Source organism: Micromonospora sp. NPDC005413, from assembly GCF_040606435.1.
In the GTDB taxonomy this organism is placed as follows: domain Bacteria; phylum Actinomycetota; class Actinomycetes; order Mycobacteriales; family Micromonosporaceae; genus Micromonospora.
Genome location: NZ_JBEXEV010000003.1, coordinates 188,201 through 200,084 on the forward strand (window position 1 = coordinate 188,201; position 11,884 = coordinate 200,084).

10 protein-coding genes are annotated in these 11,884 nt (G+C 71.2%); 5 read left to right on the forward strand and 5 right to left on the reverse strand.

The window, feature by feature from the left end:
- Positions 1-5: 5 nt before the first annotated feature.
- Positions 6-662 carry a response regulator transcription factor gene (locus tag ABZS37_RS06670; RefSeq protein WP_355166220.1) on the reverse strand — a complete coding sequence of 219 codons (657 nt, stop codon included), beginning with the start codon at positions 660-662 and terminating at the stop codon, positions 6-8.
- 87 nt (positions 663-749) lie between these two features.
- Positions 750-1,061 carry a hypothetical protein gene (locus ABZS37_RS06675; protein ID WP_355166222.1) on the reverse strand — a complete coding sequence of 104 codons (312 nt, stop codon included), beginning with the start codon at positions 1,059-1,061 and terminating at the stop codon, positions 750-752.
- A gap of 113 nt (positions 1,062-1,174) precedes the next feature.
- On the opposite strand from ABZS37_RS06675, the gene ABZS37_RS06680 reads away from it, so the two are divergent.
- The gene (locus ABZS37_RS06680) at positions 1,175-1,513 is read left to right on the forward strand and encodes a DUF952 domain-containing protein (protein ID WP_355166224.1); all 339 of its coding nucleotides are present in this window, start codon (positions 1,175-1,177) and stop codon (positions 1,511-1,513) included.
- A 58-nt stretch (positions 1,514-1,571) separates the two neighbouring features.
- Here the strand turns inward: ABZS37_RS06680 and ABZS37_RS06685 are convergent, their stop codons facing one another.
- The 3 genes from ABZS37_RS06685 to ABZS37_RS06695 all read right to left on the reverse strand — a co-directional run bounded on the left by ABZS37_RS06685 (position 1,572) and on the right by ABZS37_RS06695 (position 6,429).
- A complete protein-coding gene (locus ABZS37_RS06685; RefSeq protein ID WP_355166226.1) occupies positions 1,572-3,335 on the reverse strand; it encodes a CDP-glycerol glycerophosphotransferase family protein in 1,764 nt (587 codons plus the stop codon).
- A 225-nt stretch (positions 3,336-3,560) separates the two neighbouring features.
- Positions 3,561-5,666 carry a DUF6077 domain-containing protein gene (locus tag ABZS37_RS06690; RefSeq protein WP_355166228.1) on the reverse strand — a complete coding sequence of 702 codons (2,106 nt, stop codon included), beginning with the start codon at positions 5,664-5,666 and terminating at the stop codon, positions 3,561-3,563.
- A gap of 124 nt (positions 5,667-5,790) precedes the next feature.
- On the reverse strand, positions 5,791-6,429 hold the full coding sequence (locus ABZS37_RS06695) for a TetR/AcrR family transcriptional regulator (RefSeq protein WP_355166230.1): 639 nt from the start codon (positions 6,427-6,429) through the stop codon (positions 5,791-5,793).
- Positions 6,430-6,608: 179 nt separating this feature from the next.
- Here ABZS37_RS06695 and ABZS37_RS06700 point away from each other — a divergent pair, with 179 nt between their 5' ends.
- From ABZS37_RS06700 to ABZS37_RS06715, 4 genes are all read left to right on the forward strand, one after another.
- The gene (locus ABZS37_RS06700; RefSeq protein ID WP_355166232.1) at positions 6,609-7,505 is read left to right on the forward strand and encodes an ABC transporter permease; all 897 of its coding nucleotides are present in this window, start codon (positions 6,609-6,611) and stop codon (positions 7,503-7,505) included.
- 34 nt (positions 7,506-7,539) lie between these two features.
- On the forward strand, positions 7,540-8,316 hold the full coding sequence (locus ABZS37_RS06705; protein WP_355166526.1) for an ABC transporter ATP-binding protein: 777 nt from the start codon (positions 7,540-7,542) through the stop codon (positions 8,314-8,316).
- A 145-nt stretch (positions 8,317-8,461) separates the two neighbouring features.
- Positions 8,462-9,979: a bifunctional cytidylyltransferase/SDR family oxidoreductase gene (locus ABZS37_RS06710; RefSeq protein WP_355166234.1), complete on the forward strand. Its 1,518-nt coding sequence runs from the start codon at positions 8,462-8,464 to the stop codon at positions 9,977-9,979.
- Between the two features lie 30 nt (positions 9,980-10,009).
- Complete coding sequence (locus tag ABZS37_RS06715; RefSeq protein WP_355166236.1) at positions 10,010-11,698, forward strand: CDP-glycerol glycerophosphotransferase family protein; 1,689 nt, start codon at positions 10,010-10,012, stop codon at positions 11,696-11,698.
- The last annotated feature ends 186 nt before the right edge of the window (positions 11,699-11,884 follow it).

Here is an 11,884-nt window from a genome sequence, read left to right on the forward strand (position 1 = left end):
GCCCCTCACGCGTCGCGCAACCGGTAGCCGACGCCGCGTACGGTCTCCACCAGTCGGGCGTCGCCGAGCTTGCCGCGCAGCGACCCGACGTGCACCTCGACCGTGTGCCGGTCAGCCCAGGTGGTGCCCCAGGCGTCGAGCAGGATGCGATCGCGGGGCACCGCCACCCCGGGCTGGCGGGCCAGCGAGAGCAGCACGTCGAACTCCTTGCGGGTCAACGCGACCGCGCGGCCGTCCACCGTCACCGTTCGCGCGGCCACGTCGATGCGTACCGACCCGGCCTCGATGAGGTGCCGCTCCGGCAGGGCGTTCGCGGCCCGGCGCAGCACCGCCTCGATCCGGGCCTGCAACTCCACCATCGAGAACGGCTTGACGACGTAGTCGTCCGCGCCGAGGCGCAGGCCCAGCACCCGATCGCGTTCCTCGCCCCGCGCGGTCACGGCGATGATGCCGAGCTGGCTGCTGCGGCGGCGCAGCTCCCGGCACAGGTCGGTGCCGTCCCCGTCGGGCAGGGTCAGGTCGAGCAGCACCAGGTCGCACGGGGCGGCGGAAAGCGCGGCGGCGACGGTGCCCGCGTGCTCGACCTCGTACCCACGGCGGGTGAGGGCGGAGGAGAGCGCGGCGGCCACCCGGCGGTCGTCCTCCACCAGCAGGATCCGCACCCAGGCCCCCGTCCGTCGCAGCGTTGTTCTGCGAATGGTGGCAGAAGCCTGCGCCCGGCGCGCGGTCCGCCCACCTCGACGGGTCGACTAGAGGCCGAAGACGTCGTCGGCGGTGGCGTCCCGGACCCCGTCGGTGAAGCCGCGGAAACCCGGGTCCTCGTGGCTGGCCGGCACGCTGGTGACGTTGACTCCGCTGGCCTGGGTGACCGCGTCGACCAGGGGCGGATAGTCGATCTCGGCGTCCTGGAAGGCATCATCGTCCGCCTCGGCCAGGTTGATCACGTGCTGTACGTCGCCGGACGGAGTGTCCGGGTCCTCGGCCCACTCGCCGCCGGCCCGGTAACACTCGTCGTACAGCGCGCGCTGGCTGTCGGTCCAGTCGTCGTCGTAGCTCTGCATCGCCCATCCCTCCGCGGCCCTTGACCTGAGCATGCCCGGCGGGGGGCGACGGGCGCGGCGGTACGGGCGAAAACCGGGCGAGCGCCCCGGCCGTGCCCCCGTAGGCTGCCGCTGTGATCTACAAACTGCTGCCGACCACGGAATGGGACGACGCCCTCGCCGCCGGCACCTTCACCGGCTCCGCCGTGGACCGGCAGGACGGCTTCATCCACCTCTCCGGCCGCGACCAGGTGGTGGAGACGGCGCGCCGGCACTTCGCCGGGGCGACCGAGTTGACCCTGCTGAGCGTGGAGGAAGAACGGCTGGGCGACACGCTGCGCTGGGAGCCGTCGCGCGGCGGGCACCTCTTCCCACACGTGTACGGCCCGCTGCCGGTCACGGCGGTGGCGGCGGCGCGGGCGTTGCCGGCGGACACTCCGGCCGCCGACGCGGTGGCCGCCCTCCTGGGCTGACACGTTCGCGCCCGACCCGGAACGTGTCGGGCCGGGCGCGGAACGCCGTACGCGAGGTTCAGCGGCAGAGGCGGCCGATCTCCTCCTGGAACCGGTCCATCGGGTTCGCCTCGGCGGGGCCGAGCAGGTAGGTCTTCAACTCCCGGCGGGCCTCGGTCATCGGGTCGTCACCGGCCCGGGTCACCGTCACGATCTTCTCCAGCTCACCGCAGTCCTTGGAGAGCAGGTACGCGGCCCGAGCCGTCGGGTACTCACGGCGGAAGTCGTCCTCCGACAGGCCGGCCGGGTTGGCCACCACGTACGGCCGCTGGCTCTGCACGAAGTCGGAGACCACACTGGACACGTCGCTGATCAGCAGGTCGGTCTGGTTGAAGCAGTCGAACAGCCCCGGCGTACGACCGGTGACCACCAGGTGCGCGGTGCCGTCCAGGGAGGACGCGTCCGCGTTGCCGCCGGCGGCGCGAATGGCCGTCACCACCCGCTCGTGCACGGCCCTGGCCGCCCTGGACCGCGACCCGGTGAGCGGGTGCGGCTTGTAGATCAGGCGCAGCCGGGGATTCGTGGCCAGCAGTCCCTTGACGATCCGCTCACCCATCAGCACCAGCGAGGTGTGGTACGGGTCGTCGTCGAGCCAGCCCTCCCAGGTGGGGGCGTAGAGCACGGTGAACGGCCGGTCCACCGACTCGGCGCCGAAGGTGTGCACCCCGGCGAGCTGCGGCCGGCCGATCTCGACGATGTCCGAGTCGAGCACACCCACACCGGCCCGGGCGTAGCGCTCCCGGCCGGCCAGGCCGGCGACCCAGACCTCGTCGTACACCTTGCTGTACGGGTTGACGCTGGCCTGCTTGTCGCTGTCACCGTGCCCGACGAAGATGTGTTTCGTGCTCGGCTCGCGGAGCATGTGGATGTTCGCGCCGACGTTCGCCGCGTAGAGCGCCGTGCGGAGGCTGCCGAGTTCGAGGTTCATGAAGTCGACCCCGGTGGGTACGCAGATCACCGGCAGCCGGGTGTCGGCCAGCTCCAGGAACGCCTCCCGGCTCCGCATCAGCACCACCGCGCGCTGCTGAAGCGCCTCGATCGGGGCGAGCCACATGTTCGCCTGGTAGACGTCCTTGGCCGGGCCGGCGAAGTAGAGCGCCACCTCGGGCTGGTAGGTGTCCAGCCAACGCTGGACGGCGGGCAGCAGCGGGCCCTGCCCCGCGCCCTGGCCCCGACCTCGGAGCCAGGTCAGCGCGATGATGGCGCCCACCACACCGGTCGCCACGACCGCCACCGCGGCGGCGACGAAGAACGGCGTCGCATCGTGCTGCACCGCGGCGGCCACAGCGGCCGGCACCAGCAGCAGGTTGAGCAGGGGCATCCGGTCACCGGCGACCGCCGCCGCCCAGGCCGGCGGCTGGGGGGCCGACCGCAGCGGACCCAGCTCGATGTTGCGCACCATCGCGGAGAGCGGGTTACGACGCTCGATCATGGTGGAGAGCGCCCCGGCGAAGACCGACACGACCCACACCGCGGCCGGCAGCACCAGCAGCAGGGTCAGCTCCCCGCCGCTGAGCCGCACCTCGGCGGCGACGAGCAACACGGCCGCGAGGTCCCGGGTCAGCTGCCGGTACGACCAGTGCAGGCCCACCTTCTCCAACAGCAGCTGCGACGGCGGTGACCAGCGGGCGACGGCGAACTCGCCGATGATGGCGGCCAGCCCGGCGACGGCGAACAGGCCGACCCAGCCGAATACGCCACCGACGAGCATTACCAGGTAGGCCAGTACCAGCAGCGCACTGTGGGCGGCCACTCCGAGGCGTCCTGTCAACGTGCCGAACAAACGAGTTCGCTCCCTACAAGATTTGGTTGCGGGCTGCGCCCGTGATGGATCGACGGCACTCCCCGTCGCGCAGCGGTCAGTCGCGGCCGGCTGCGTGTGACTGCGACCTTAACGCGAAGGGACACCTCGGTGCCGCTCGGGTATCCGGCACCATTTCGGTCAAAGTTCCGCGCCTCGGTGCGCCGGGCCCCGCCACCGGGTCCGGCTGCTCGGCGGGGAAAGCGTTCAGGCGACCCGCCGGAAGCAGGTCATCGCCCCGGGCGCCCGGCGCTTGGCGAACTCCTGGTAGCCGAGCTGCGGCGCGGTGTCGCGGGCGTACCGGTTGCCGTTGTAGACGCAGATGGTGCCCACGTCCAGGCGGTCCAGCGCCGACGCCAGCTCGGCCGGTGCCGCGGTGGTCTCACCGTCGGCGAAGCCGGCGAGCAGCAGCCGGTCCTTGGCGAACTGGGATTCGAGGTCGTACTCGACGAGGTAGAAGTCGCGGGGCAGGACGACCCGGACCTCGCTGGTGATGATCGGTGAGGTCCGCATGATCGTCTTTGGGGCGAGCAGCATGCCCTGCGGGCGGTCCAACCCCTTGATCCAGAAAGCGATCGCCTGACGCTGCTGCGGGAGCTTCCAGGTGGGGCGGTCGTGCACGTCGACCCAACTCTTCGACGACCACATCGGGGTGGCGAACAGAGCGAACGAGGCGACCAGCAGCGCCGCGATCCCGCCGGCCGCCGCCCGGCGCAGCGCCGGCGTCGGTGCCGGCACGCGCACGGTGCAGAGCAGACCGATCAGCGTCGGTAGGGCGAGCAGCCACGGCACGCGCCAGAGCACCACCGAGATGCCGCTCAACGCGCTCATCACCTCCAGCACGCCGGGCACGAACATCACGCTCAACGCCAGGGTGGCACCGGCGGCGAGCAGCGCGGGGGTGCGCCGACGGGCGAGTAGTGGACCGCACCACAACGCCAGACCGCTGATCACCCCGACCACGCCGATCAGCAGGGTCCGTCGGTAGGTGTACGCCGCGTTGAAGAATTCGTCGTCCGCGCCGGCCGCCGTCATCCCGCCGAGCACCAGGCGGGAGACCACCAGCGAACCGATCGGGTACGCGAGGGCGGCGACGGCCGCGATGATGGCGGCCTTCCACCGACCGACCAGCAGCATGGCGAAGCTGGCTGCGCCGACCAGCATCGGCAGGATGATCGCCGCCGTGTTGGTGAGGCCGATCGCGGTGATCGAGAGCGCGACGATGAGCGCCAGGCTGCGCCGCGACCGGGTGTCGAACCACTCGGTCAGGTAGAGCCACATCAGCGGGATGACCGCCGAGACGAACATGCCCTTGCCCTCGTGGAGCCGGGGGAGGTGGAACGTGCCCAGTGCGGCGTCCCCGCCGGCGACGAGGTACAGGTACGCGATGGCGACGGTGAAGGCGAGCATCGGACGACGCGGGGCCCACCGGTGCGTCAGCCGCCAGAGTGCCAGCGCCGCGAGCACCGCCATGATCGGCAGCAGCACGTACCAGAGCGCCGAGCTGGCGTGGATGCCGACGACGTTGGCGAACGCGCCGTCGAAGACCTCGATCGACGGGATCGGCGGCTGCGAGCCCATGGCCGGCAGCACGTTCTCGGAGAACAGGAAGTCGTTGAGCGGGATCAGGTCCCGCTCGGCGATCCAGACCGACTTGCCGACGTAGTAGACGTCGTCCGGGGTGTTGCGGGCCATGAAGAACGAGGAGATGCCGACCAGCACCGAGATGGCCAGCGCGTACGCCGACTGCACCGTGGTGGGCGCCGGGACGGCCGCAGTGGACACCGGGCCGCTCAGCCAGACCCGGCGCAGCAGCAGGATCCCGCCGATCGCCGCGAGCAGGCCGGCCACCGCCGGGATCCACCACGTGAGGCCCGCCCCGGTCCCGGCCACACCGGCGGTGATGGCGGCCACGGCGGCGGCGACCAGCACCCCGGTCAGCAGGCGGCGGTCGACGGCGGGCTGCGGGCCGGTCGGCTCGACCGGTGCCGCCCGCTCGCTGTCGACGGGAGTGCTGGCGGAGCGACGGCGGGCGCGCAGGAGGGCCACGATCGCGAGCACCACGCAGGCGAGCAGCCAGATCCGGAAGGTCACCGAGGGACGCAGGTCCACCAGGAATGCCGCGTGGTACAGCACGGTGAAGAGCGCGAACGCGATCACGGCACCATCGGTGAGCACCGCCGGGGCGACGGCCACCAACGCGCGTACCCGGGACACCAGGGGGCGACGGTTGGCGGGCCGGGTTGTCTGCTCGGGCCGCGGCGTTGGATCCGAGTCGGCGGGCGCTACGGCGATGCTGTCGACGTTGGCCACGGGCGTCCTTACTCGTCAGGCGGATGAGGGTTTCGGCGCGGTGACGGCCGGGTGTCAAGGGGGCAGCCTAGCGGAATCGGACAGGGAGACCGGTCTTCCGGGCGGCGGGGTGTCGGGTGCCTGGTCAACCCGAGATCGGGGCCGCCCGGGGACGGGGTAGGGCGCTGTCGGCGCCGAGCCCGGCGGCCACGGATTCGACCAGGTTGTCGAGGTACCCGTCGGTGAGCGGGAGGCGGGCGATGGCGAGCCGCCAGTAGAGCGGGCCCACGATGAGGTCGATCGCGGCGTGCGGGTCGGTGTCGGCGGGCAGTTCGCCACGCTGCACGGCGCGGGTGACGAGACGACCGCCGAGTTCCTGCTGCCGGGCGTGCAGCACCTGACGCAGGGTCGCATCGATGCTGGGGTTGCGGGCGGCCTCGGCCAGCAGGTCCGGGATGATCTGTGAGGCCAGCGGGTGACGCAGCGCGTGCGCCACCGCCTGGAACAGCAGCGCGAGGTCGCCCCGCACGGTGCCGGTGTCCAGTGCCGGCAGCTTGCCGTGCGCGGCGGCGGCGACCATCTCCAGCACCAGGTCGAGCTTCGAGCTCCACCGCCGGTAGATCGCCGTCTTGCTGACGCCGGCCCGGCGGGCCACCGCCTCGATGGAGAGGCGGCCGTAGCCGACCGCGGCGAGCTCCTGCATCAGGGCGCGCCGGATAGCCGTGGTGATCTCGTCCCGGAGCACCGCCGCCCCGGCCGGGGCTCGCCTCTTTTCGGTCGTCATCGAGGGCTCTTATCGCAGGTCACGACGCCTAGGGTAGCGCAACGACGGTACGGTTGCGTCCCGACGTGTTTCGGACTACTGTCCTCGCAGCGACGAGGCGGCGCCCCGCGCACATCTCCCACTAGGATTCGATCGTCGCGAGCAACCCCGTCTGCACGAAAGATCGGAGCGCCATTTCCATGGCCACCACCGCGCTGGTCGACCCCGACACGGGCCTGACCCAGGCGCAGCTGGCCGCTCGGCACGGGCTACGGGTCGCCGGTGAGCGACCCACCCTCGCCGAGTACAGCCGCCGACTATGGGCGTACCGGCATTTCATCGCCGCGTACGCCAACGCCAAGCTTGTCGCCTCGTACAGCAACGCCAAGCTGGGCCAGCTCTGGCAGGTGCTCACCCCGCTGACCAACGCCGCCGTCTACTACCTGATCTTCGGGGTGGTGTTGGCGCAGAACGACAGCATCCCGAACTTCATCGCCTACCTGACCACCGGGCTGTTCATCTTCAACTTCACCCAGAGCGCGGTGCTGGCGGGCACCCAGTCGATCAGCGGCAACCTGGGGCTGATCCGGGCACTGCACTTCCCCCGGGCCAGCCTGCCGCTGTCCACGACGATCACCCAGTTCCAGCAGCTGCTGGCCTCGATGGTGGTGCTGATCGGCATCGTGTTGGTGACCGGCGAGCCGATCACGTGGAAGTGGCTGATGCTGGTGCCGGCCCTTCTGCTCCAGGCGGTGTTCAACGCCGGCGTGGTGCTGCTGGTCGCCCGGATGGGTTCCAAGGCCAGCGACCTGAAGCAGGTCATGCCGTTCCTCATGCGTACCTGGATGTACGGCTCCGGCGTGCTCTACAGCGTCAGCCTCTTCGAGCGGCTGCCCGGTTGGGCGACGACGCTGGTCCAGTACAACCCGCTGCTGGTCTACATCGAGCTGGCCCGGTACGCGCTGCTGGATCAGGCGCCACTGCTCAACGAGTCGCTGACCCAGCTCTGGCTGGTCGGCGCCGGGTGGGCGCTGGTGGCCGGGATCGGTGGCTTCATCTACTTCTGGCGCGGCGAACAGGAGTACGGCCGTGGTTGAGCAATTCGACGCGCCCCTCGAGGCGACCGCGACGATGACCCGGACGCAGGAGCGCATCCCGACCGTGGTCGTGGACGACGCGCACCTCATCTACCGGGTGCACCAGGGCGCTGCCGGTGGCACCACGCCGGTGGCCGCGCTGCGCCGGCTGGTCAAGCGCACCTCCGCGCCGAACATCCGGGAGGTGCACGCGGTGAAGGGGGTGTCGTTCACCGCGTACCGGGGCGAGGCGATCGGGCTGATCGGCAGCAACGGCTCCGGCAAGTCCACCATCCTGCGGGCCATCGCCGGCCTACTGCCGGTCAACCGGGGCGCGATCCACACCCAGGGGCAGCCGTCGCTGCTCGGTGTGAACGCGGCACTGCTCAACGACCTCTCGGGTGAGCGCAACGTCGTCCTCGGTTGCCTGGCCATGGGCATGCATCCCGACGAGGTGGCCCAGCAGGCCGCCGGGATCATCGACTTCTCCGGGATCAACGAGCGGGGCGACTTTGCCAGTCTGCCGATGCGGACGTACTCGTCGGGCATGGCGGCCCGGCTGCGGTTCTCCATCGCCGCTGCCAAGAAGCACGACGTGCTGCTCATCGACGAGGCGCTCGCCACCGGCGACAAGGGCTTCCGCAAGCGCAGCGAGCAGCGGGTCCGGGAGCTGCGCGAGGGCGCCGGCACTGTGTTCCTGGTCAGCCACCAGCTCTCCTCGGTGCGCGACACCTGCGAACGGACGATCTGGCTGGAATCGGGCGTCATCCGGATGGACGGCCCCACCGACGAGGTCATCCGGGCATACGAGGCGTACGCGAACAGCAAGTAGAGTGCCGGCGAACGTCCGGCATCGACACGGCACCACGGCCCGCGTCGCCCACGTTGGGGTGACGCGGGCCGCGCGTTAAGGTTCATTCCGTCGCCGCTCGGGCGGAACCTTCCGTTAACGCATCCCTGAGAGTGAGGATCCGGCAATGACGCAGGACCAGACCACTGGCCCGGACGCCGCAACGGAGACCCCGGCGCCGTGGCGGCCCTCGCGGACAGTGGCGGTGGTTCTGGCCGGAGGCACCGGGACCCGGTTGGGTCTCGGCATCCCGAAGCAGCTGCTGAAGATCGCCGGCAAGCCGATCATCGAGCACACCCTGGCGGTCTTCGAGGCGGCGCCGGAGATCGACGAGATCATCGTGCTGATGGCGACCGGCCACGTCGACGACGCCCAGCAGATCGTCGAGAAGGCCGGCCTGCGCAAGGTCACCAAGGTGATCGAGGGTGGCGACACCCGCAACGCCACCACCCGGATCGCGCTGGACGCGGTCGGCCCGGCCGACTGCAACATCCTCTTCCACGACGCGGTGCGTCCGCTGCTCAGTGGCCGGATCGTGCGCGAGTGCGTGAACGCGCTCTGGACCTACGACGCCGTGGACGTGGCCATCCCGTCCGCGGACACGATCATCCAGGTGGACGAGAACGACTGCATCACCGACATTCCGGTGCGCTCCCGGCTGCGCCGCGGGCAGACCCCGCAGGCGTTCCGCTCCCCCACCATCCGTGAGGCGTACCGGATCGCCGAGGATGACCCCCACTTCGCCGCCACCGACGACTGCGGCGTGGTGCTGCGCTACCTGCCCGGCACCCCGATCAAGGTGATCGACGGTTCGGACGAGAACATCAAGGTCACCCACCCGGTCGACGTGCACCTGGCGGACAAGCTCTTCCAGCTCGCGGCAGCGCAGGCGCCCCGGCTGACCGACCACCGCAGCTACAGCGAGGAGCTGACCGGCCGCACCATCGTGGTGTTCGGCGGCAGCTACGGCATCGGCCACGAGCTGACCGAGCTGGCCCGTCGCTTCGGCGCCCAGGTCTTCCCGTTCAGCCGCTCCACCACCGGCACCCACGTGGAGCGCGCCGAGGACGTCGAAGCCGCTCTGAAGACCGCCTTCGAGGCCACCGGCCGCATCGACCACGTGGTGGTCACCGCCGGAATCCTGGAGAAGGGCGCCCTCGCCGAGATGGACGAGGAGACGATGGACCGGCTGCTCCAGGTCAACTTCGTCGGCCCGGTGACCATCGCCCGCCAGTCCCTTCCGTATCTCCAGCAGACCAAGGGCCAGCTGCTGCTCTACACCTCCAGCTCCTACACCCGGGGGCGGGCCCGCTACGCGCTCTACTCGGCCACCAAGGCCGCCCTGGTCAACCTCACCCAGGCGCTCGCCGACGAGTGGGCCGACGTCGGCGTACGCGTCAACTGCATCAACCCGGAGCGGACCGCCACCCCGATGCGGACGCGGGCCTTCGGCGAGGAGCCGGAGCACACCCTGCTCGCCGCGGAGGCCGTCGCCCAGTCGTCGCTGGACGTGCTGATCTCCGACCTGACCGGCCAGGTGATCGACGTACGCCGGGCGCACGGTGACGGGCCCACGCCGAGCGTGCCGGCCCAGTCCGGGCCGGGTCGGGTCGAGTCGCCGGCCAACGCGGCGTCTGCGAACTGACGCCGACGGCGCAACCACGAACGGAGCTACATGCGCGGCGACCTGGTCCGAAAGCTGGTTGCCCGGTGCCTGAGCACCGGGTTGGCCGTGCTGGCCTTCGTCGTGCTGGCGCTCACCGGAGCCACCGGCTGGGGGCTGGCGCTGGCCGTCGCCGCGTTGGTCGCCTCGGCCGCCGAGCAGCGGATCCGGCCCGGCGCTGACCTCGTCGCGGAGACGACGCTGATCGCCGCCGCGGTCCTGGTCGGTTACTCCCGGCGACTGGACGACGGGCTCGACCTCACGCTGGTCGCCACCGGGCTGATCCTGCTGGGGCTGGTGCTGCTGGTGGGTCCGCTGCGCACCGCCGGCAACCTGGAGATCCGGGCGGCCAACCTGCCGGTGCGGGCCTGGACGCCGCTGGTCGCCGACCGGATCGGCACAGCCCTGCTCGGGCTGCTCGCCGCGATGGCCCTCGCTGCCGCGCTGGCCCTGCCGGCCGGTGTGGCGCTGGCCGCCAGCCTGCTGGTCGGCGCGGGCGCCGGTGTGGTCGCACTGGACCTGGCCCGGCGGCGGTTCCGGCCGAGGGCCGGTGGCGGGCCGGTGGCCCGTGCGTTGCGCCGGCACCAGCCGGAGTTCCTGCTCTACTTCTCCGCGCCTCCCGGGTCGGAATACCAGGTCACCATGTGGCTGCCGTACCTGGAACGGATCGGCCGGCCGTTCATGGTCGTGCTGCGCGAGCCGGAGTTCCTGGCCCCGATCGCTGCGGCCACCGACGCACCGGTGGTCTACTGCCCCACCCTGCGGGCCATGGACGAGGCGCTGGTGCCGAGCCTGCGGGCGGCGTTCTACGTCAACCACGGGGCGAAGAACAGCCACTGCATCCGCTTCACCCAGCTCACCCACGTGCAGCTGCACCACGGCGACAGCGACAAGGCGCCGAGCGCCAACCCGGTGTCGGGGATCTTCGACCGGATCTTCGTGGCGGGGCCGGCGGCGATCGACCGGTACGCCCGCGCCGGGGTGCACATCCCGGCGGACAAGTTCGTGGTGGTGGGCCGCCCGCAGGTCGAGTCGATCGAGGTACGCCCCGAGCCGGTACGCGGACTGGCACATCCAACCGTGCTCTACACACCGACCTGGACCGGGCACCACGCCGACGCCGACTACTGCTCGCTGCCGGTGGCCGAAGGGCTGCTGCGTCGGCTGCTGGAGCGCGGCGCGACGGTGATCCTGCGGGCCCACCCGTACACCGCGCAGAACCCGGCCTCGGCCCGGCAACTGGGCCGGCTGACCGAGTTGCTGGTGGTCGATCGTGCCCGCACCGGGCGGCAGCACGTGGTGGGCGCGGCAGCCCGGGAGCTGAGCCTGACCGAGTGCGTCAACCGCTCGGACGCGCTGGTCTCCGACGTGTCCGGGGTGGTCTCGGATTACCTCTACTCCGGCAAGCCGTACACGGTCACCGACATGGGCGACGAGGGCGACCGGTTCGTGGAGCGCTTCCCGTTGGCCGGGTCGGGTTACGTACTGCGTCGGGACATGTCCAATGTGGATGACGTGCTGACCGCTCTGCTGGACACCGACCCGCTGGCCGAGGCGCGTTGGGCGACCCGCCGCCGCTACCTGGGCGACTTCCCGGCCGAGTCGTACGCCGAGGCGTTCCTGACCGCCGCCCGCCGGGAGCTGGCACCGTTGCCGGGCTCTGCGGCCGTGCGGTCGCCTCAGCTCTCCCCCCTTGCCTGACCGGGCTGCCCGACCGGGCAAGGGAGCGGACGCCTAGCTCAATTCGAATCGCCGCCCTGCGCTGAGCTCAACCCGGACGACCCCGGGGGTGCCCGCCGGCGCATGCCATTCGGCTGTCACGGGGGCTCCGGCAACTACATTCGGGCCGCCGGTGGCCATGAGGGCGGCAGCCGCCGCCCGGTTGTC